Source organism: Bacillus sp. AFS088145 (genome assembly GCF_002564465.1).
GTDB lineage: Bacteria > Bacillota > Bacilli > Bacillales > Bacillaceae_G > Gottfriedia.
This window is the reverse complement of sequence record NZ_NUUX01000013.1, coordinates 213,606-233,827: the sequence shown is the minus strand read 5'-3', so window position 1 is coordinate 233,827 and position 20,222 is coordinate 213,606. Positions and strand designations below refer to the sequence as shown.

20 protein-coding genes are annotated in these 20,222 nt (G+C 35.1%); 13 read left to right on the top strand and 7 right to left on the bottom strand.

The window, feature by feature from the left end:
* The first annotated feature begins 107 nt into the window (after window positions 1–107).
* The 3 genes from COI44_RS09260 to COI44_RS09250 all read left to right on the top strand — a co-directional run bounded on the left by COI44_RS09260 (window position 108) and on the right by COI44_RS09250 (window position 2,071).
* Complete coding sequence (locus COI44_RS09260) at window positions 108–626, top strand: acyl-CoA thioesterase (protein ID WP_098427678.1); 519 nt, start codon at window positions 108–110, stop codon at window positions 624–626.
* A 15-nt stretch (window positions 627–641) separates the two neighbouring features.
* Entirely contained in the window at window positions 642–1,013 is a 372-nt protein-coding gene (locus COI44_RS09255; RefSeq protein ID WP_098427677.1) for a hypothetical protein, read from the top strand.
* Between the two features lie 695 nt (window positions 1,014–1,708).
* Window positions 1,709–2,071, top strand: a complete 363-nt coding sequence (locus COI44_RS09250; protein ID WP_098427676.1) for a phage integrase SAM-like domain-containing protein — start codon at window positions 1,709–1,711, stop codon at window positions 2,069–2,071.
* Between the two features lie 680 nt (window positions 2,072–2,751).
* Here COI44_RS09250 and COI44_RS09240 read toward each other — a convergent pair.
* From COI44_RS09240 to hxlA, 3 genes are all read right to left on the bottom strand, one after another.
* A complete protein-coding gene (locus tag COI44_RS09240; protein ID WP_098427675.1) occupies window positions 2,752–3,471 on the bottom strand; it encodes a 3-ketoacyl-ACP reductase in 720 nt (239 codons plus the stop codon).
* A gap of 115 nt (window positions 3,472–3,586) precedes the next feature.
* Window positions 3,587–4,144, bottom strand: a complete 558-nt coding sequence (hxlB, locus tag COI44_RS09235) for a 6-phospho-3-hexuloisomerase (protein WP_098427674.1) — start codon at window positions 4,142–4,144, stop codon at window positions 3,587–3,589.
* Window positions 4,145–4,152: 8 nt separating this feature from the next.
* Complete coding sequence (gene hxlA, locus COI44_RS09230; protein WP_098427673.1) at window positions 4,153–4,785, bottom strand: 3-hexulose-6-phosphate synthase; 633 nt, start codon at window positions 4,783–4,785, stop codon at window positions 4,153–4,155.
* Between the two features lie 427 nt (window positions 4,786–5,212).
* Between hxlA and COI44_RS09225 the strand changes: the two genes are divergently transcribed.
* Together COI44_RS09225 and COI44_RS09220 are read left to right on the top strand one after the other, a co-directional pair.
* On the top strand, window positions 5,213–5,467 hold the full coding sequence (locus COI44_RS09225; protein WP_353616015.1) for a DUF3231 family protein: 255 nt from the start codon (window positions 5,213–5,215) through the stop codon (window positions 5,465–5,467).
* A gap of 126 nt (window positions 5,468–5,593) precedes the next feature.
* Entirely contained in the window at window positions 5,594–6,043 is a 450-nt protein-coding gene (locus COI44_RS09220) for a ribose-5-phosphate isomerase A (RefSeq protein WP_353616011.1), read from the top strand.
* 40 nt (window positions 6,044–6,083) lie between these two features.
* On the opposite strand, the gene COI44_RS09215 is transcribed toward COI44_RS09220, so the two are convergent.
* The gene (locus COI44_RS09215) at window positions 6,084–7,076 is read right to left on the bottom strand and encodes an NADPH:quinone oxidoreductase family protein (protein ID WP_286163841.1); all 993 of its coding nucleotides are present in this window, start codon (window positions 7,074–7,076) and stop codon (window positions 6,084–6,086) included.
* A gap of 148 nt (window positions 7,077–7,224) precedes the next feature.
* Here COI44_RS09215 and hxlR point away from each other — a divergent pair, with 148 nt between their 5' ends.
* Window positions 7,225–7,590 carry a transcriptional activator HxlR gene (hxlR, locus tag COI44_RS09210; protein ID WP_098427672.1) on the top strand — a complete coding sequence of 122 codons (366 nt, stop codon included), beginning with the start codon at window positions 7,225–7,227 and terminating at the stop codon, window positions 7,588–7,590.
* A gap of 51 nt (window positions 7,591–7,641) precedes the next feature.
* Here hxlR and COI44_RS09205 read toward each other — a convergent pair whose 3' ends face one another.
* Both COI44_RS09205 and COI44_RS09200 read right to left on the bottom strand, forming a co-directional pair.
* A complete protein-coding gene (locus tag COI44_RS09205) occupies window positions 7,642–8,058 on the bottom strand; it encodes a Ger(x)C family spore germination protein (protein ID WP_142329247.1) in 417 nt (138 codons plus the stop codon).
* 70 nt (window positions 8,059–8,128) lie between these two features.
* On the bottom strand, window positions 8,129–8,329 hold the full coding sequence (locus COI44_RS09200; RefSeq protein ID WP_098427670.1) for a hypothetical protein: 201 nt from the start codon (window positions 8,327–8,329) through the stop codon (window positions 8,129–8,131).
* A 480-nt stretch (window positions 8,330–8,809) separates the two neighbouring features.
* Between COI44_RS09200 and COI44_RS09195 the strand changes: the two genes are divergently transcribed.
* Both COI44_RS09195 and COI44_RS09190 read left to right on the top strand, forming a co-directional pair.
* The gene (locus COI44_RS09195; protein ID WP_098427669.1) at window positions 8,810–9,172 is read left to right on the top strand and encodes a hypothetical protein; all 363 of its coding nucleotides are present in this window, start codon (window positions 8,810–8,812) and stop codon (window positions 9,170–9,172) included.
* A gap of 147 nt (window positions 9,173–9,319) precedes the next feature.
* Window positions 9,320–10,219 carry a DMT family transporter gene (locus tag COI44_RS09190; RefSeq protein WP_098427668.1) on the top strand — a complete coding sequence of 300 codons (900 nt, stop codon included), beginning with the start codon at window positions 9,320–9,322 and terminating at the stop codon, window positions 10,217–10,219.
* Window positions 10,220–10,649: 430 nt separating this feature from the next.
* On the opposite strand, the gene gltP is transcribed toward COI44_RS09190, so the two are convergent.
* Window positions 10,650–11,936 (bottom strand): glutamate/aspartate:proton symporter GltP, encoded by a 1,287-nt coding sequence (gltP, locus tag COI44_RS09185; RefSeq protein WP_098427667.1) that lies wholly within the window; start codon window positions 11,934–11,936, stop codon window positions 10,650–10,652.
* 166 nt (window positions 11,937–12,102) lie between these two features.
* On the opposite strand from gltP, the gene COI44_RS09180 reads away from it, so the two are divergent.
* From COI44_RS09180 to COI44_RS09160, 5 genes are all read left to right on the top strand, one after another.
* Entirely contained in the window at window positions 12,103–13,371 is a 1,269-nt protein-coding gene (locus COI44_RS09180) for a sensor histidine kinase (RefSeq protein WP_286163840.1), read from the top strand.
* A 5-nt stretch (window positions 13,372–13,376) separates the two neighbouring features.
* Window positions 13,377–14,294: a response regulator gene (locus tag COI44_RS09175; RefSeq protein WP_098427666.1), complete on the top strand. Its 918-nt coding sequence runs from the start codon at window positions 13,377–13,379 to the stop codon at window positions 14,292–14,294.
* Between the two features lie 446 nt (window positions 14,295–14,740).
* Window positions 14,741–16,156 carry a branched-chain amino acid transporter BcaP gene (gene bcaP, locus COI44_RS09170; protein WP_098427665.1) on the top strand — a complete coding sequence of 472 codons (1,416 nt, stop codon included), beginning with the start codon at window positions 14,741–14,743 and terminating at the stop codon, window positions 16,154–16,156.
* Between the two features lie 1,034 nt (window positions 16,157–17,190).
* Window positions 17,191–18,159, top strand: coding sequence for a 2-keto-3-deoxygluconate permease (locus COI44_RS09165; RefSeq protein ID WP_098427664.1), 969 nt, complete (start codon window positions 17,191–17,193; stop codon window positions 18,157–18,159).
* 226 nt (window positions 18,160–18,385) lie between these two features.
* A complete protein-coding gene (locus COI44_RS09160) occupies window positions 18,386–20,095 on the top strand; it encodes an NAD-dependent malic enzyme (RefSeq protein WP_098427663.1) in 1,710 nt (569 codons plus the stop codon).
* Window positions 20,096–20,222: the final 127 nt, after the last annotated feature.

Genomic DNA, 20,222 nt, shown 5'->3' with positions numbered 1-20,222 from the left:
TTACTTCCACTGCATCCAGACGTAAACTTTGTATATGGAACAACAACCTTTTAATGATGTGGAAGGTATTTTTACATTTAGATTCCAAACATGAAAGGAAGTAAAAAATGGAAGCAAAAAAAGTGAAAGAAAGTCGTATTATTAATACTGCACAAGTATTATCATGCGATTTAAATAACTATAATACTCTGTTCGGTGGAGTTTTAATGAAAAAGCTTGATGACGCGGCAACTCTATCTGCCCGTAGACATTCTCGTGTTAAAGAATGTGTCACTGCTTCTACTGACCATATCGATTTCTTGTGCCCAATTCATCAAACTGACTCAGTTTGTGTCGAATCGTTTGTAACATATACAGGTAAAAGCTCAATGGAAATTTTTTGTAAAGTTATCGCAGAAGATATGATAAATGGTGAGAGAATAATTGCTGCTACTGCATTTCTGACTTTTGTAGCTTTAGATGAAAATAAACGACCGGTTGAAGTTCCAAGTATTATTCCAGAGACAGAAGAAGAAAAATTCCTCTACAAAACAGGTAAAGAAAGAGCAGAAATGCGTAAATTAAGAAGACATAAAAGTAAAGAATTAGCTGAGTATATTTCTTTAGATAAACCTTGGGACAAATAAGAGGAGGAACAATTAATGATTACTTTATCTAGTATAGATCAATTAAAAACCACTAAAGAAACCCTTGAAAAATTAAAATTTGAATACCCTAACCTTTTTGAAAAACTGTTATATATGGTTAATCTTACTCGTGCATTTCAATTTAAATACCATTTTCTAGGATGTTTAATTATGGATGAAGATCCTAGTCAATATACGCCAAAATTCGTGGAAGATTCAGTTCTAAAATTGTATAAAAAAGAATTAAAAAACTTATTAAATGATCCTGATTTCCAAGAATTGAAACGTACTTTTTCTGAAAATAAAAATACAGGTTACTCAAAAATTAGCCTTTTAGCACTGGATATGAAACCTGAATCATTATTAGGTTCTTCCAGCATTAAATAAATTTAGACTTCTAAGCTTTTACAATACAACTATTATGTTGTATTTTAAAATAAATTTTGCATCTCTCCTATTTAATGAAGTAGAAATCATTTTCATGATTTTTGCTTCTTTTTTCTTGCTTTAATAATATGAAAATCGATTTAAGGCATCTTTGACTTACCTTCTTTTCTATCTTAAGTTTAAAAAAGGACTTTATAGGCTTTTTTGAGTGTCTACTATAAGGGGATAATATCAAACTGGACAGTCTTTTTTTAGAATAAAAAATATCAACTTTTTACTTTAACTTATCGTTAAACTCACCATTAACTCACGTATTGTCAAGAGCAGTCCATACAAGTGGAATATGGAAAACATTCACCCTGCCTCATGATTAATCATTTACATTTTTATTGCACAAAAATTGCACAGACTTACTAGAAACAATAGAAATAACAGATTTTCAATGCATAAAATTACATTGCACCCTTGATATAATAGACTTAATAGATCTAAAATAATCAGTAATACTGTATAATCCTCACACGCTGTAATTGACAGGGTAGGGGTCCGCTGGTTCAAGTCCAGTTGGGATCATACCTTGCCACAACAGCGTTGGCACAATAATTTGTCAGAACAAATTGCATGTAGAATTCCGATCAAGTTCGGACCGAAACACCCCGTACTTTCTAAACTTTAGAATGAGCGAGGTGTTTTTGTTGTCTTTAAAATTATTCGATGAAAAAGTAAAAGTCGGCAAACGTCAGCCACATATCCGAAAAGATACAAAAGTTAAGAAAAGTGATACTGCCAAAGTGGTATTTGAAAAATTTCTCGAGGTAAAGAAAAAGCAGAATTTAAGACCACAATCATTGAATCAATTTATTTTTGTATTCAATAGTATTGAGTCATTTCATGCTACTAGAAGCGACAGAACATTTAATCTATCAAACATTACAACCAATTTCATATCTGATTATGTGTATTGGCTAAAACATGAGTGTGTCAAATTCGATGGAAATAAATATGTTCCAAAATATGCGAAAACAAAAGGATTAGCAGATGCATCAATTCAAAGTTGAATTAAACGACTAAAAACATTCATTAATTGGTGTTTGAAGGAAGAACGGATAAAAGTGAATCCGTTTAATAAATTTGAAGGTTTTAAACAAAATGCACATGAGATTGATATTCTTTCATGAGATGAAATTGATAATTTATTGAAGGTGGTTAAAAATTACTCGAAAAAATCGTACGAGCATTTTCGTGATTATGTGTTATTACATTTATTAGTTGATGGCATGTTTCGTATAACCGAAGCTTTATTGATTGCACCGACAGATATTAATCATGTGAACAGAACTATGCTGCTTCTATTTAGTATTGATTTATTTAACATATTATGTAGGAAAACTATCCTATACTGACTTTGAGAGAAGATGTTCGTGAAAGGGAACATTATTGCAGGTGAATTTGATTCTACTATCAATGAATTTTCCTTACAGAAAGTTAAGAATTTCGAAACAGAGTCGGTCCTTAATGAATACCAGTTAAATACTATTTATCATTATTTTAAAAAAACATCAGCATGGAGAGGATGGGCAAATTATTACTTTATACGATCAAATGCTTGTACGCTTAGCACAGAATGAAGTTAACCAGTTAATTGTTGATATAGATAAAGAAATGTCCTTGTATTACTGATACATATAAGAGTATTTTGTTCGAACTAAAGAAGCAGACCCCATGGGTCTGCTTCGTTTTATGATGGATTTGTTGACCATAATCCAGCTGTTTTAATGAAAACTCTTGGATTAAATTTTAAACTAGCCACGACTAATTCTGCAAGGTCTTCTGGGTGCATAACGTTTTCTTCATTGCCTTTAACAAGATTTGTATCAATGGCTAAATCAGTAACGACCGTACTTGGTGTTAAAGCAGTAACACGAACATTATGTTTTCTTACTTCTAGCATAAGTGATTCTGAGAGCCCTAAAACAGCGAATTTAGAAGCACTGTAAGCACTTGTAACAGGAGCACCTTTTTGGCCAGCAGATGAAGAGATATTGATGATATCTCCTGATTTTCTTTCGATCATTCCTGGTAATACTGTTCTTGTTACATTATACACACCCATTAAATTGACTTGGATGATTTTTTCCCATTCTTCTGGTGTTAGATCAAGGAACCCACCAAATTTAGCAACACCAGCATTGTTGATTAGGATATCAATTGGGCCTAAGTCTGATTTGATATGTTCAACAGCATGGGTAACGGATTCAAGATCGGTCACATCTGCTGTTGCTGCAGAAACCTTTACATCAAATTGTGCTAGTTCAGCAGCTACCTTTTCTAGATTAGACATATTTAAGCCGATTAGGCCTAAATGAACGCCTTCTTTTGCTAAGGCGATAGCAGTAGCACGTCCAATGCCTCTTCCTGCGCCAGTAACTATTGCAGTTTTTCCATTTAAAGAAATCATTTTATCACTCCTAAAAATTATTACAAATTGAAGTAGTTATTCTAACAGAAAGACCGCAATCTTGCATGGAAACAGCTTGCGGTCTTTCCAATTTAGAACTCAAAAAATAATATATTTATTCTAAGTTGGCGTGTCTACCGTACATTTTATTGGTATCCAAACCTTTTTTCGCCATGAACCGAAGAATCACAGCGTCGTAAAATAGTAAAAGTGTTTGCTCAAATAATGAGCCCATTGGTTGAATCGTCTTAAAATCACTCTCCGACTGATCTTTAGGTGAGCCATTCAACTTAATTGTGATATCCGCTAATTGTCCAATAGTGGACTCAGGGAAAATGGTTACAGCTGCAATCGTCCCACCGATGCTTTTTGCCTTCTCGGCCATGGAAACTAAACCTTTCGTTTCTCCTGAACCTGATCCAATGATTAAGATGTCATCTTTTTCAAAGTTAGGGGTTACTGTTTCGCCAATTACATAGGAATCTATCCCCATGTGCATCATTCGCATGGCGAATGATTTAGCCATAAATCCAGATCTACCTGCGCCTGCAACAAAGATTTTTTTTGATTCAAGAATCCCATTAACTAATTTTTCAGCTTCATCATTCGAAATTAAGTCTACGGAGCGATTTAACTCTTTTATGATTTCAGCTAGGTATTGAGTTGTATTCATAATCTGAATTACCCTTGATTAATCATTTGTTGCATTTTGGCAGCAGCAGCTTTTTTATCAGCTTGTCCAGTAATCCCGCCACCTACAATAACAAGGTCTGGTTGTACTTTGATGACTTCTGGAAGTGTGTCTAACTTAATACCACCTGCGATTGCGGTTTTAGCATTTTTTACAACACCTTTGATGGTTTGTAAATCTTCAAAAGAGTTCTTTCCAACTGCTTGAAGGTCATAGCCAGTATGAACACAAATATAATCAACACCCATAGCGTCCACTTCTTTTGCACGTCCAGAAAGGTCTTTTACAGCAATCATATCAACAAGGATTTTTTTACCTTGTTTTTTCGCTTCTTCAACTGCACCTTTGATTGACATATCTTCAGCAGTTCCAAGAATTGTGACGATATCAGCACCTGCTTCAGAAGCTTTCATTACTTCATAACCAGCAGCATCCATGATTTTCAGGTCTGCTAATACCTTTAAGTTAGGGAATGCTTTTTTAACTGCTTTTACAGCATGAAGACCTTCATTGATTACAACCGGTGTACCGATTTCAACGATATCAATGTACTCCTCCACTTCTTTAACTAACTCAATTGCTTCTGGGATATTAACTAAATCTAATGCTAATTGTAATTCCATCTATATTCACTCCTATAATTTTTTTATTGTTGTTCAGTGGAAATGTCTCCAAAGTGTAATAATACTTTTACGGTAATATAATCCTTATAGTGCTTTATCTGTACCAGCGAGCAATAAGGAATATCATGTTCTCTCACTGAACAATTGCAAGTATATAACGTATGATTAAACATTAAAAGTACGCACTTTTATTTTACATAGTGTCAAAAAGTATACTATAAGACAAACCGCTTATATAGTCTTACTATTAACTTTAAAAGAAACAATGCACCATTCTGCATGGCCAATTTTCTGTATAAGTTGCTTAATAATTGCCCAAATTGTCATTGTTGAAGTTGTTTATAAGGGTAACTAGTGTTATTCCTAAGTTATTTGAAACAGAAGTAACAGATTCAACAGTTCCACCCTTTTCAGATGAACTTATGCTATTCAAATAGCGACACTGCTTTCTGCAGCAATTGCTTATTATAGTGAGGCATTATCAATGGGACAAAGAAGAGACTTAACGGCAGATTATGCACGAATGAATACCCAAATTGCCTTTATTGCTGAAGATAGTATAAATCTATTAATAGAAAAGGGATGGATGGAAGAACCTCCTTCTGTCATTGATCATGAAAGTTTGGAAAGAATTAGATCAATGATAATTGTGCTTTATGAAAAAGAAAGGACCTTGGTATGATGGGTGTCAAAATGGTAGATAAAAAATAGTCGGTGAAGAAGCAGCAGAGTTTATAAAAGATGGCATGGTTGTGGGGCTTGGTACGGGATCGACAGTTTTTATACCATTCAAAAGCATGGTCAGCTAGTGAACGAAGGTCTGTCCATTAAAGGTGTTCCAACTTTTGTTCAAACGGAAGAATTGGTTAAAGAATTAGGCATTCCATTTACAAGCTTTAGTGAAATAGAAAGTATAGATATTGCTATTGTTGTAGCAGATTCATCTAAAAGGGTAGAGAAATTAGGTGCGTTTCGATTGCCCGTAGAAGTTATTCCGTTCGGTTATGAAATGACGGAAAAACATATTAGAGCCATTGGATTAGTCCCAGAAATTCGATTAAACAGAGAAAATTCGTTTATTACTGATAATGGAAACTATATTTTTGACTGCCGAATTCCTGAGCACGTTCAGCCTGAAACGTTAGAACGAATGCTTAAAATGATACGGGGAGTCGTTGAAAACGGTTTGTTTGTTGGAATGGCTGACTTGGTGATCACTTTATATCAAGAAAAAAATGTTGTCATGTTAAGAAGGTAAGAACATAAGAGTGAGACTTTGAGTCCCTCTCTTATGTTTTCTATATCTTTACAATGATTCTACCTCTTGCTTGTCCTTTTAAAATAGTAGGCAAGTTTTCAGGTAATTCTTCAAGTGTAATTTCTTTCTGTATAATTTCAGAAAGAGTAGAAGGTTTTAAATCGGTTGCCATGCGATTCCATAGTTCTTGCCGAACATCCATTGGACAATAAACAGAATCAATTCCGAGAAGGTTTATGCCACGTAAAATAAACGGAAACACGGTGGTAGGAACGCTTCCTCCACCAGTTAAACCACTGACCGCAACTGAACCATTATAGTGGATTTTACTTAAAATGGAAGCAAGTGTCTCTCCTCCAACTGGATCAACCGCTGCAACCCAATTTTGTTTATCAAGAGTTTTTATTTTACCATTAAAGACATCTTCACGAGAGATAATCTCTTTTGCACCGAGCTTATGTAAAAAAGTATGCTCAGAATTTTTACCCGTACTAGCGACAACTTCGTATCCTCTTTTTGAAAGCATGGAAACAGCTAAACTTCCTACCCCACCAGTAGCTCCAGTGACAAGGACTTTGCCTTTTTCTGGCGATAAACCGTTATCTTCTAACCTTTGAATGGAAAGGGCTGCAGTAATACCTGCTGTCCCCAAAATCATTGATTCCATCAACGTTAAATTTTCGGGTAAAGGGACAATCCAATCACCAGGAATGCGGGCATATTCACTATAACCACCATAATGGGATACCCCAATTTCATAGCTTGTTGCTATGATCTCATCTCCTTCGCGAAAGCGTGGATCTTGAGACGCTACGACTACACCTGCTAAATCAATACCTGGAATAAAGGGATAGGTTGTAACAATTTTTCCATTCGGAATACTAGCTAAACCGTCTTTATAGTTAATCGCAGAATAAGAAACCTTGATTAAAACATTACCTTGAGGTAACTCATTTAAGGTAATATTTTTGACTTGAACAGAAAAATCGTTTTCATTTTTATCTACCATCAATGCTTTAAATTGTTCCATCATTCTTTAACTCCCTTCTTGTACAGCAGAATAGAATTATATATTCACTGCTAATATATATTGTATGGATGGACATTGCAAGTACATACTTTTATTTTATATAGTGAAAAAAGTATACTTTTGGTTATAATAAATATGGAGGTGAAGTGAAATGTCGCGAATGCAGGATAAGATTTTTAATTGTGAAAAAGAATTAACTCTTTCCGTTATCGGTGGTAAATGGAAGATGCTTATACTATGGCATCTAGGAAAAGAGGGAACGAAGCGATTTGGTGAACTGAAAGCTCTTATGCCAGGGATTACGCAGAGAATGCTAGTTAATCAATTGCGAGAACTGGAAGAAGACTTGATTGTAAAACGAGAAGTCTATCCCGTGGTTCCTCCAAAAGTAGAATACTCCCTTACTGAACAAGGAAGAAGCTTGATGCCGATTCTCGATGCTATGTATAACTGGGGGAAAGATTATATGGAAACTGCTGGGTTGAATCCTTTAGTAAGACAAGAGTCGATTAGGTAAATTTTAACTGGTAATCTAAGGTTGACTCCGGCCAAGGGGGTCAACCTCTTTTCATGATAATTTAATAATTATTTTTAGTCTTTTGTAATGCCTCAAAAAAAGCTGGGTGTGTGTCACGATTTTAGGAGGATCCACCTTCAGCTCTTCAGTCCCCTTGTGAGTAAAGTTATCTTTCGTTATTTTGAAAACAGGAAGAACGGAGTCTGAATATGGTGAAAACAGCTTATTTTTATATTCATGCAAATTGACAATGGTCATTTCAACTTGTTTTTTCCTCTCATAGTGTCTTAGCATCCCATACAGGTAATAATCAAGGTTTTCTTGCTTCTTTGCTTGTCTGTTAATATTATCGTCAAAATTACCTACGATTACTAAATACATTCGTTGCGAAATATCATAGTCTGTCAATAGCTTGTTAATCAACTGAATAATCCCTTGTTTCGCTAATTCCTCATGAATTAAAAACATACGGAGTTGTCCAACCTTCAATTCACGATAATATCTTAAATTAAAGTCTTTTCCTCCCTGTTTAAGGAGATCAACTTCTAGTGGTTAATAAGCTTTTTGGCTCATTTACTAATGGAGGGACTAATGTACTCATTTTTATTTTTCCTTTTTCGCCTTTACTAATTGACCAAAAAGTGACAGGAGCAATATCTTCAATTGTGTTGTTCTCAACAAATGGGGCACATCCTGGAATCATGACTAATGAAACAAAGATTCCCCAAACTAAAAGCATTTTCTATCGTCTCATTCTTTTACACGCCCTTTTAGCTTTGTCAATAGGAGCAAGAATGATGGGACAATAAAGTAAGTTATTCCACTTAACCAAATTTGAATATACTGTTCCGTTTCAATGGACCAAATCCAAAGCAGAGAAATAACATAATACAAGTGACAGCAAAACCCATACGTGAAGGTTGAGTACTTGTTTTTTAGGATGATTCTTGTAGCCCCATATATACATAACAAGAAAATTGATATAGCAAACACCAATAAAAACATATGTAGTGAAATCAGGATAATATCCAGTCGTTCAAACATGGGAGATTATAAGTATCGAATCAAATGAATAATATGGTATTTATTTTTACTTAAATAATTTGAACCGAAAAAGGATGGCCGTTTAGTTGCATAAGAATACTTCCTTACTGCCTAGAGAAGGAAATATCATTATGGGCGAGAATTAACATATTATGGTAATATGGGAGATGACATTATGAGAAAAATTTACTTTCTGATTTTGGTTACCTTGTTAATTTTGGTTGGTTGTTCAAATGATTCCCTTCATTTTAAAGGTGAAAGCGAACATTGGAAAGGCGAATATACAACAAATGTAGATGGCACTACTGAAAATGGTCAGTTTGAATTTGAATTCAAAGATGGTAAACAAAAGAAAAAAAATTTAGAAATCAATGTCGATGGCCTTACCGGCGGTAGTAACCGAAAAGAAAGTGAAAATGATGAAACCGTCATTACTATGAAAACCTCTTGTTCGGGTTGCTCTGTTACGAGGGATTCTGATGTTTTTAAAGTAACGATTAAATGGGATGGAAATGAAGAATCTTTTGAGTTGAAGTAATACAACTAAAGCAATGCGATACTTCAATAGAAGGTCGCTTTTTTATTGAAGTAAAAAGCATATTATTTAAAGAAATGAATCGAGAATCTAATAATTTAGTTTGATTTGTTACAATTAATGGAGGAACAGTAGGAAGAGGTAATATTAATGATAAAATTTATGTATATGTTTTGCTTGATCGTATGGGGACTTAATTTTATTGCTGTAAAAATTCAAGGAACTCCAGTAAGCTTGGAATTATCCTTAACTTTTCGACTAGTTATGACAGCCTTTTTATTTTTAGTTCTTGTTTTGTTCATTCGCCCAAAGGGGAGACCAACAAGAAAAGATATCCCGTTTGTAATGGCATTTGGAATATGTAACTTTGCATTAAGCTATCTGTGTCTTTATTACGCTACAATTTTGAGTTCTGCAGCAATCGTAACACTGGTATTTTCTTTAAAAGTGATTTTAACTCCGATTGCTCTCCGGATTTTTTTAAAAGAAAAATTACATTCGCGAGTTCTAATTGGAGGTATTCTTGGTGTAGTGGGAGTGTGTATTCTAATTTATCCGACACTGGAAAATTTTCAAGGGTTCCATGACATAAAAGGAATTATTTTCGCTTTCCTAGGTACTCTCCTAACAGCAGTTGGTGACGCATGCTCGGCAAGAAATGCAAATCGCAAGGTTGATCCCATTTATGCAAATGCAATTGGATTTACAGTGGGCAGTTTATTGATGGGAGCAATTATATTGTTTCAAGGGAAAGAATTTATTTTTCCAACATCTTTTACGTACTTATCTGCGTTGTTATATTTAACGTTGGTTGCTTCTTTTGCTGCATGGTTATTCTATTTGAAGCTAGTAGAAAAAATTGGAGGAGCTCAAAGTGGCTATATGGTCGCCCTTTTCCCCGCAATTGGTGGAGTGGCCTCAGTTTTAATCGGTGAGTCTGATCCATCAGTGTATTTGATTGCTGGTTGCTTTTTTTGCTGTATTGGCGCCGCGATTGCATTAGGTTTTGGAACGAAAAATCAGAATATAAAATTACCTATACAGGGTTAACTAAGGCTTTTCTTATTTAACGAACGTATTACTTTAGTTATATAAAGCTGGAAAATATATCCAACAAGAAAGGCGAATACCGAATACAATACATAATAATTTTTATATAATAAAGTACAGTTACATTTTCTTTTTTACCAATATCACCTATTTTTTAGGGAAACTCTTTATCCTGTGAGTTTCTCTTTTTTGTCAGTCTAAACATAACAACGTTAATAGATAAAAAATGCCTGTATCGAAAATTACTTGGTATTTGAAGATACAGGCTTTTAATTTCACCGTTTACTTGTTGTTATATATATTTAGTTGATTACTAGAAGAAGAGCTTGATCTCATATTGAAAAAGCGAGAAGGTTGTAGAAATGTAGTCAATGCCTGTAATGCAGTAGTCGGTGAATCTAGGTCTACTCAATTATGATGTTAAGAAAGATTATGCTGCATTTGTTTGCTTACCGGAATCAAGTGATTTAATATAAGCTTGCGCTTTTTGTTTATCGAATTGACCTTCTGATTTAGAAATAACAACTGCCGCAAGAGAGTTACCTACTACGTTAACTGCTGTTCTCGCCATATCTAAAAGACGGTCAATACCTGCGATAAACGCTAATCCTTCTACCGGAATTCCAACTGTACCGAGCGTTGCCAACAATACAACAAACGACACTCCGGGAACCCCTGCAATTCCTTTAGATGTTACTACCAATACAAGTACTAATGAGATTTGGTCGCTAATCGATAAATTAATACCATACATTTGTGCAATAAAAATGGCCGCTAATGCTTGATATAACGTAGAACCATCTAAGTTGAAAGAATATCCTGTTGGGATAACGAACGATGTGATTCCTTTAGGGCATCCGAATTTCTCCATTTTATTCATAATTCGAGGTAAAACAGTCTCAGAACTAGCCGTTGAATAAGCAAGGATCAGTTCATCTTTTAATAACTTAATAAAATGAATAATGTTAATGCCTGCCCATCTTGCAACAAGTCCTAAAACAACTAACACAAAGAAAATCATCGTTGAATAAACAAGAATCGTTAACTTACTTAATGGGATCAGTGATTGGACACCGAATTTTGATACCGTTACACCAATTAAAGCAAATACACCAAATGGAGCAAACTTCATGATTAGGTTTGTCACATAGAACATTGCTTCAGCTGTACCCTCGAAAAACTTTAAGATTGGTTTTCCTTTTTCACCTATCGCTGCCACACCTAGTCCGAATAAAACAGAGAAGAAAATAATGGCTAACATATTTCCTTCTGTCATTGCAGAAATAATGTTTGGCGGAACGATATTGACGAAAGTTTCAGCAAAACCGTGGCTTTTCGTCGTTTCGGTTGTTTCTATATAGCTTCCGATATCTGTTTTCTGTAATGATGACATATCAACGCCGCTACCGGGTTGAAAGATATTTGCCGCTAGCAATCCAACAAGAATGGCAATAGTTGTAATGATTTCAAAATATAAAATCGTTTTACCACCGAGTTTACCAAGCTTTTTCATATTCCCAACGCCGGCAACACCGACAATTAAGCTTGAGACAACAATAGGAATAACAATCATTTTGATTAAACGAATAAAAATATCTCCAATCGGCTTTAGGTATCCTTCAATATTTGGATTTCCATAAAAGGCAGCTCCAACTGCGATACCTAAAATGAGACCAATTACAATCTGCCAAGCTAACCCAAGTTTTAGTTTTTTCATCCCATACACCCCTTCAAGTTTATTAAGAATATGAATGTAAGCGATTCCACTCAAAATCATACCGAATCATACAAAAACCTACAAATAAAAAATAAAAAATAAATAATTTTCTCACAACTATTTCAATTTTCCAAAGGTTTGAGTAAAATGTTTAATGTTTGGAGGTGTGGAACTGAAGGAACGAATTTTAGCAGTTGTATTTTTGATGATTACCGTTCCGCTCGCTGGAGAGTTTAAATTCTATCCGTTCAATGATGCATTCCGTGTCAGCCTGGGGACACCGGCATTTTTCTTATTTTTGTTATTGGGAAGGGGCATTCACCCGAATATTGCAGGAATTTTGACTGGGACAAGTGTGTTTGTATTTCGATTTTTTTTGGCGGTCCTAATCAGTGACATACCGGTTGATGAGGCATTTTACAGTCATTTTCCGGTACTCTTTTATTACGTCGTGTTCGCTTTCATCTTTCATTTTACAAAGATGAATGAGCAGCATAACAAGCCATTTATGATTGGATTACTAGGAATGGTCATAGAAATTGGTGCAAGTTTAGTTGAAATGGTGATTCGATACTCGATAGCGGATAAAATCATTGCATTTCACTCAATCGAAAAGATTATCTTTATCGCGTTTATTCGAAGTTTTTTTGTACTTGGCTTTTTTAACATTTTTAAACTGAGAGAATCAAAATTGGCAGTGGAAGAGCAACGTAGACAAAACGAGCAAATGCTGTTGTTCATTTCGAATTTGTATGAGGAATCGGTACAGCTAAAGAAAACAATGCAAAATGCGGAAGAAATCACCCGCATAAGTTATGATTTTTATCGTAGGTTGAAATCAGAAGTTTCTCATGTCCATTTTTCCCAAACCGCACTGCAAATTGCAAGTCTCGTGCATGAAGTAAAAAAAGATAATCAGCGAATTTATGCTGGACTATCACAGTTGATTTCTACTGAAAAGCAAGAGGACTACATGGGCATTGAGTTACTGAGTAACATTATCCTTGTTTCCAATAGACGGTATGCAGAGTTATTGAATAAACACATTTCGTTTTCTATGCACGTCGAAGGGGAACATCCGCCATATCATGTATATAGGGTATTATCTTTGATAAATAACTTGATCGCAAATGCGGTGGAAGCCATTGAGCAAGAGGGACATGTATCGTTGTATGTCATTCGAAGAGACTGGATTGTAGAATTTCATGTCTGTGATAATGGACCAGGCATTGCACCGAAGTTGAAAGAAGTCATTTTTAAAGAGGGGTTTACATCTAAGTATGATGCTTCCGGCAATCCTTCTACAGGAATTGGACTTTCATATGTGAAACTAACCGTCGACAAGCTTGGCGGACATATTAAGCTAAAAGAAAGTCATAAAGAAACAGTATTTGTCATCGAGCTTCCAATTAGTGCTATGATACAGAAAGGATAAATCAAATGAATTATTTTATAATAGACGATGATCCAGCTATTAGAGCGATGCTGATAGACATGATTGAGGATGAGGATTTAGGCAAAGTGATGGGTGAAGCAGAAGACGGATCATTGGTAGACAATGACTTGCTTGCGCTCAAAAAAGTAGACGTAGTACTTATTGATTTACTGATGCCAAAGAGGGATGGAATTGAAACAATTCGTGTTCTTTCTTCTGAATTCCAGGGGAAATTCGTAATGATTTCACAAGTAGAGGCAAAGGAGCTCATAGGGGAAGTATATAGTTTAGGAGCAGAATACTACATCACTAAGCCGTTAAACCGAATTGAAATCTCAGGAGTGTTAAAAAAGGTTAACGAACGGGTGATTCTGGAAAAATCAATTCGAGGCATACAAGAATCGTTAACTTTATTAAAAGGTCATCATTCGGCACCATTCGGCTCTTCTCATACAAAAAACATAATCGAAGCCGGCCGTTCATTGATTTCGGATTTAGGGATTATCGGAGAAAGCGGAAGTGAAGACTTGATGAATATTTTAGAATTCCTGCAGGACCAAAAACAAAAGTTTGGATCCTTCTACATCTTTCCGTCTCTAAAAGAAATATTTTATGGAAATGCCAAAAAATCGCTTGGAGAACAGGCTACCGAGGCGGAAATACAAAAAGAATCGAAAGCCTCCGAACAACGGGTTCGCAGAGCTATTTACCATGTGCTCATCCATATTGCCTCATTAGGATTAACAGATTACACGAATCCAAAATTCGAAGCGTATTCATCCACGTTTTTCGATTTCTCGGAAGTTCGAAAGAAAATGTTAGAGCTTGAAGGTAAAAGTGAAAAAAGCACTAATCAAAGCCGAATCAACATGAAAAAATTCATTCAATCGCTCTATATAGAATCAAAGCAGTTGGTGGATTAGCCAATAAATTTGTTTCTTCAAATTGCAGGGATTGTAAAAGTGTTGTAGTCAGGTTGTAACAAGGGTAGGGATAATAAGCTCATGCAGTCTTTGTTTATTTAATTTTAACAAGTTTTATATAGAAACCATTTGAATACCTTACTAAAAAGTTCCCAAAATCTTATTATCTAATATAAACTCCAAAAATTTTAAGTGCATGATTTAGGAGGAGAAATTAGTGAAAAATGATCTGAATATAGTCGTTCTGCACAATTTCTGAATATTTTTTTTTTGTTGAAAAATGCTTTGTATAATTAAAAATCGTATGATAAGATAAAAATCGTTTAATTCTAACAATTAATTTTTTCTGGTTTTAGTTGTCGGAATTTTCTTTTTTTACAAACAACTATGAAACTATTAAATAATTAAAATTGGAAAAGTAGCACAAGAATTTAGAGGAGGTTTTTATGAATTTATTTCGAAAAAAATCAGTATCGAGTGGATTATCTAACAGTTCACTTAATAAAGTTTTAGGTGCATTTGACTTAACAATGCTAGGAATAGGTGCAATTATTGGTACAGGGATTTTCGTTCTAACTGGTGTAGCAGCAGCAGATTATGCTGGTCCGGCACTTATTCTTTCATTTATAATTGCAGGTTTAGCCTGTACATTTGCTGCATTATGTTACTCTGAATTTGCATCAATGATTCCTGAGGCAGGTAGCGCATATACGTATAGTTATGTCGCATTCGGTGAAATTGTGGCATGGATTTTAGGTTGGGATATGGTACTTGAATATGGACTGGCTTCATCAGCTGTAGCTAGTGGATGGTCTGGTTACTTCCAAAGTTTATTATCAGGTTTCGGAATTCATTTTCCAACAGCATTAACAAGTGCATTTGATCCTTCTAAAGGAACTTTTATAGATTTACCAGCAGTTCTTATCGTATTATTAGTTACATTCATTCTTACTAGAGGTGTAAAAGAATCTGCAAAACTAAACACTGTAATGGTAATTGTTAAATTAGCAGTAGTAATTCTTTTCATCGCTATAGGTGTTTGGTATGTTGAGCCAGGAAACTGGACACCGTTTATGCCAATGGGATTCTCTGGTGTAACAGCTGGAGCTGCAGTTGTTGTTTTTGCTTACTTTGGTTTTGATGCAGTAGCTACTGCTGCTGAGGAGGTAAAAAATCCTCAACGTAACTTACCAATCGGTATTATTTCTGCATTAACAATTTGTACAATCTTATATATCGTTGTTTCATTAATTCTTACGGGTATCGTACCGTTCGATCAACTTGGTGTTAAAGATCCTGTTGCTTTTGCTTTATCATTTATCCACCAAGATTGGGCAGCTGGTTTCATTTCACTTGGTGCAATAATTGGTATTACTACAGTTTTAATCGTAATGATGTTTGGACAAACGCGTTTATTCTACTCAATCAGTAGAGATGGTTTACTTCCGAAAAAATTATCAAAAGTTAATGGTAAAACTCAAGTACCAGTTGTAAGTACATGGGTAACTGGTGGATTAGTTGCAGTATTTGCTGGTTTTATTCCATTAAATAAACTAGCTGAATTAACAAATATTGGTACATTATTTGCCTTCTCAGCTGTATCACTTGGTATTTTAGTCTTAAGAAAAACTCATCCAAACTTAAAACGTGGATTTAAAACTCCTTGGGTTCCTGTTGTTCCAGTATTAGCAATTTTATTCTGTGGATATTTAATGTTTCAACTTTCAGCATTTACTTGGAAGGGATTCGTAGTTTGGTTAGTAATCGGTTTAGTAATTTACGCTACTTACGGATATAAAAACAGTAAATTAAATCAAAGTGACAGTACAGAAGCAAACACAAATACAAATACACCTGCATAAATAAAAATTGGGCTATCCCTTAAGTTAGGAGAACTGACTTTTGGGAAGCCCTTTTAAATACAAAAAACTCATCTATTACTAAGCAGATTGCACATACTTCTTATGCAAGTTCTTCCTTCATAACAAAATAAAACTGTTTTCCCTTCAAATTAGTTCCAAAATGTATTGTACGTCCCCATAGCTGATAAACATAAGCTAATCACAGACATTTTCCCAACTCGTATCACTGATTTTGCATTCCTTGCCTTGTTTTTGGAACAGGTACATATCTTCTTGTATTATCAGTTTTGAAGATTTGAGTATTTAATATTATTTTTCTGAATTCCATTTTGTATTTGGAAAATCTCAAGTATATGGACAACATTACTGCCTGTATTATGACACTAAGGAAAGGAGATTTTTCGATGAAAGCCACCAAACTCTCAATCGAACAAAATCAAAAAATAGAAAAAAAAATAAACAGTAGACTAAAAATTTAGTTAATGGAATTTTTCTTAAAAAAATTAATGAAAAAGAAGCTATACTTTATATTAAAATAAGAAAAGATCAATCAACATACACGACAATTAATGTTGATATTAAAAAATTGGATAATAAATTTCAAATTAATGTTGAAGAAAAAAATGCGATTCAAGATTCCGAAGTAGCTGATGAATACTTCGGAAAATTAAATGGAGAAATCCCCTTTTAATAAATTACAAGTTTATTTAATTGGGAAAAAAAGTGAAATAATAATTATAAAATAAAAAAAGCAAGATTATTTATTTCTTTTTACTATTGAACACCTAATAAAAACTTTTTGTAAGCAGTTATTGAAACTGCTTACTTTTTTTATTTACAAAAAGGATTATTAAACTTTCTTAAACTATGAAAACAGTTTTCATCCGAATATGATAGACAGGTAACAAAACAACGGGTAATTAGAGAATAGAACATCATGCAAGAAAAATGGAACCGCTTTCTAGGATTATTTGAACAATAGGTAAAATAATGGATTCATTTGAAATGATAAAACTACTTTAGGAGGGTTAAAAATGCAAATTCCAATTAAGAAAACGCTTGATAAAATTCCAGGTGGTCTGATGGTTGTTCCACTTTTTTTAGGAGTATTAACGAATACCTTTTTCCCGCAATTTTTACAAATTGGAAGTTTTACAACGGCATTATTTAGTAAAGAAGCATCATCTACCATTTTGGCATGTTTCATGTTTTTAATTGGTTCACAAATTAATTTCAAATTAGCACCAAAGGCATTAAAAAAAGGTGCAATATTATTAACTGGAAAATTTATAGTGGGTGCAGGTATCGGTTTAACTGTAGCAATGCTTTTTGGGCCAGCCGGAATTTTAGGATTATCACCACTAGCTATCCTAGCAGCGTTATTAAATGCAAATGGTGGATTATATGCATCGCTTGCTTCATCATATGGAGACGAAACCGATGTAGGCGCATATGCTTTATTTTCTTTAAAAGATGGTCCATTTTTCACATTAGTTGCATTAGGTGCATCTGGTCTTGCCACAATTCCTTTTCAAACACTTATAGGAGTATTAATTCCAATAGTAATAGGAATGATTTTAGGAAATATTGATCCTGAAATGAGGAAGTTTCTTGGAAGCAGTAAATTATTATTAATCCCATTCTTTTCATTCCCATTAGGTGCTGGAATGAATCTTTCAACTATTATAAAAGCGGGAGGCCCTGGCATATTACTAGGATTAATAGCTGCATTCACTGGAATTGGAGCTTACGTACTTTTAAAGTTATTTAAAGAAAATCCTATCGTTGGTTTAGCAACAGGGTCAACTGCAGGGAATGCTGTAGCTACACCAGCTGTTGTTGCAGCAGCAGACCCAACCTTAGCTGCAATAGCACCAGGAGCTACTGCGCAAGTTGCAGCAGCATGTGTAATATCTGCAATAGTCTGTCCTATTATTGTTAATTATATATTTAAAATGTCCGAAAAGAAAAAAGCTAATAAATCAATTGCAAGGGCATCATGACAATAAAGTAAAAAATCTACTATATTCTTGGCCATCAAGCTGCTGAAGCTTTAATGCCAATTTGAAAATGAAACTAAAACAAAGCAGTCAGCGATTTTACTTTCTGCTTTTTTTAGTTACAAAAAAGGGTTTTTAGTTAAAAAAATACTGGGATAAGGAAAATTTTATTAAGATGGTTTCGGTATTGTCTAAAATAGCTAATTTAAGATAGAAGGAAGGAAACACCATGAATGTACTTGAGAGTGTACCTGAGAATGTTATTGTAACTACAATAAAAGGAAAAGAAGTTCTCTCTAATCCTTTTTTGAATAAAGGAACAGCTTTTACGAAAGAGGAAAGAGAAAACCTTGGACTTGAAGGTCTGTTACCGCCACAAGTAATCACCCTAGAGGAACAAGTTAATAGGGTCTATGAACAATATTCGATGCGGACGACGAATCTGTTCAAAAACGGGCTACTTTATGATTTATATAACCGTAATGTTGTCTTGTTTTACCGTCTTTTGAAGGAACATCTGGCAGAAATGCTCCCAATCATCTACACTCCTACTGTCGGCGATGCAATCCAGTCATACTCCCATAGATACCGTCGCCCAGATGGCTTATATCTTTCCATTGATAATCCTGAGGGCATTGAAAAGGCATTTTATAATCTTGGAAAGCCTAAAAATGGTATTGATTTAATCGTCGTGACCGACTCTGAAAGCATTCTTGGTATTGGGGACCAAGGGATAGGCGGTATTAATATTGCGATTGGTAAACTTGCCGTGTACACGGCTGCAGCTGGTATTGATCCAAACCGTGTTCTACCAATCGTGTTGGATGTTGGCACGAACAATCAAGCTTTGATTGCAGATCCTATGTATATCGGCAACAAATTCGCACGTGTCCGAGGTGATCGTTATGATCAATTCATTGATTTATTCGTTCAGACTGCAAGAAAGTTTTTTCCAGAGGTTCTTATTCACTGGGAGGACCTTGGTAACGTCAATGCGCGAAAAATCATGGACAAATATGGTGACAAAATCCTTACCTTCAACGATGATATCCAGGGGACAGGTGCTGTTACTCTTGCTGCTATTATGTCTGCTTTGAAAGTAACAGGTGAATCCTTAAAGGACCAGCGCATTGTTGTCTTTGGTCCAGGGGCTGCCGGCATCGGTAACGCAGACCAAATGGCAGATGCCATGGTTCTAGAAGGATTGACCAGAGAAGAAGCCTTTGACCGTTTCTGGGCTGTAGACTATCGGGGTCTACTAACAGATGAAACACCAGATGTTCTGTACTTCCAGAAGCCTTATACAAGAAAGGTGAATGAAGTTCAGGATTGGGATAAGAATGAGGAAGGGATCATTTCATTAATTGAAGTAGTTCAAAGGGTGAAGCCAACAATCCTGATTGGTACTTCAGGACAAGCCGGTGCGTTCACTGAAGAAATGATTAAAGAAATGGCTAAGCACGTTGAGCGACCGATCATCTTGCCTATGTCCAACCCGACTGCATTGACAGAAGCAGTGCCGGAAAACCTGATTAAGTGGACCGATGGCAAGGCTCTAATTGCAACCGGCAGCCCGTTTGCAAATGTAGAATACAAAGGTATTTCCTATGAAATTGGACAGTCAAATAACGCATTTGTATTCCCAGGCCTAGGCTTGGGGGCGATTGTTGCAAAAGCTGAAGTGATCTCAAAAGGAATGTTTGCAGCTGCTGCTTATGCGGTTGCAAGTATGTCTGACACCAGTAAACCTGGAGCAACCCTACTGCCATCCATTGAAAAGCTACATGAAGTCTCAAAATACGTAGCCGTTGAAGTAGCCTATGCTGCAATACACGAAGGAATTGCAAGAATAGATATTCAAGATGTTGAAGATGCGATTGAAGATGCTATGTGGAAACCTGAGTATAAAGAAATTAAGAGTATAGCTATAGAAGTATAGAAGTCAAGGGGAAAGCTAACAACAGTAAGTCCTTAATAATGACTCCTTCTCTATTTCTTTACCATAACTTGCTTAACCCAATCGTGGCAGAAATTTTACTAATAAGTTGATTTAATATAGAGACTGC

Excerpts from the sequence above, each read along its gene's own strand:
- hxlA (WP_098427673.1), bottom strand. The coding sequence starts at position 4,785 with ATGGAATTACAATTAGCATTAGATTTAGTTAATATCCCAGAAGCAATT.
- hxlR (WP_098427672.1), top strand. The coding sequence starts at position 7,225 with ATGTCGCGAATGCAGGATAAGATTTTTAATTGTGAAAAAGAATTAACT.
- COI44_RS09195 (WP_098427669.1), top strand. The coding sequence starts at position 8,810 with ATGAGAAAAATTTACTTTCTGATTTTGGTTACCTTGTTAATTTTGGTT.
- COI44_RS09255 (WP_098427677.1), top strand. The coding sequence starts at position 642 with ATGATTACTTTATCTAGTATAGATCAATTAAAAACCACTAAAGAAACC.
- COI44_RS09200 (WP_098427670.1), bottom strand. The coding sequence starts at position 8,329 with ATGCTTTTAGTTTGGGGAATCTTTGTTTCATTAGTCATGATTCCAGGA.
- COI44_RS09215 (WP_286163841.1), bottom strand. The coding sequence starts at position 7,076 with ATGATGGAACAATTTAAAGCATTGATGGTAGATAAAAATGAAAACGAT.
- bcaP (WP_098427665.1), top strand. The coding sequence starts at position 14,741 with ATGAATTTATTTCGAAAAAAATCAGTATCGAGTGGATTATCTAACAGT.
- COI44_RS09260 (WP_098427678.1), top strand. The coding sequence starts at position 108 with ATGGAAGCAAAAAAAGTGAAAGAAAGTCGTATTATTAATACTGCACAA.
- COI44_RS09205 (WP_142329247.1), bottom strand. The coding sequence starts at position 8,058 with ATGTTTTTAATTCATGAGGAATTAGCGAAACAAGGGATTATTCAGTTG.
- gltP (WP_098427667.1), bottom strand. The coding sequence starts at position 11,936 with ATGAAAAAACTAAAACTTGGGTTAGCTTGGCAGATTGTAATTGGTCTC.
- COI44_RS09175 (WP_098427666.1), top strand. The coding sequence starts at position 13,377 with ATGAATTATTTTATAATAGACGATGATCCAGCTATTAGAGCGATGCTG.
- COI44_RS09240 (WP_098427675.1), bottom strand. The coding sequence starts at position 3,471 with ATGATTTCTTTAAATGGAAAAACTGCAATAGTTACTGGCGCAGGAAGA.
- COI44_RS09190 (WP_098427668.1), top strand. The coding sequence starts at position 9,320 with ATGATAAAATTTATGTATATGTTTTGCTTGATCGTATGGGGACTTAAT.
- COI44_RS09160 (WP_098427663.1), top strand. The coding sequence starts at position 18,386 with ATGAATGTACTTGAGAGTGTACCTGAGAATGTTATTGTAACTACAATA.
- COI44_RS09165 (WP_098427664.1), top strand. The coding sequence starts at position 17,191 with ATGCAAATTCCAATTAAGAAAACGCTTGATAAAATTCCAGGTGGTCTG.
- hxlB (WP_098427674.1), bottom strand. The coding sequence starts at position 4,144 with ATGAATACAACTCAATACCTAGCTGAAATCATAAAAGAGTTAAATCGC.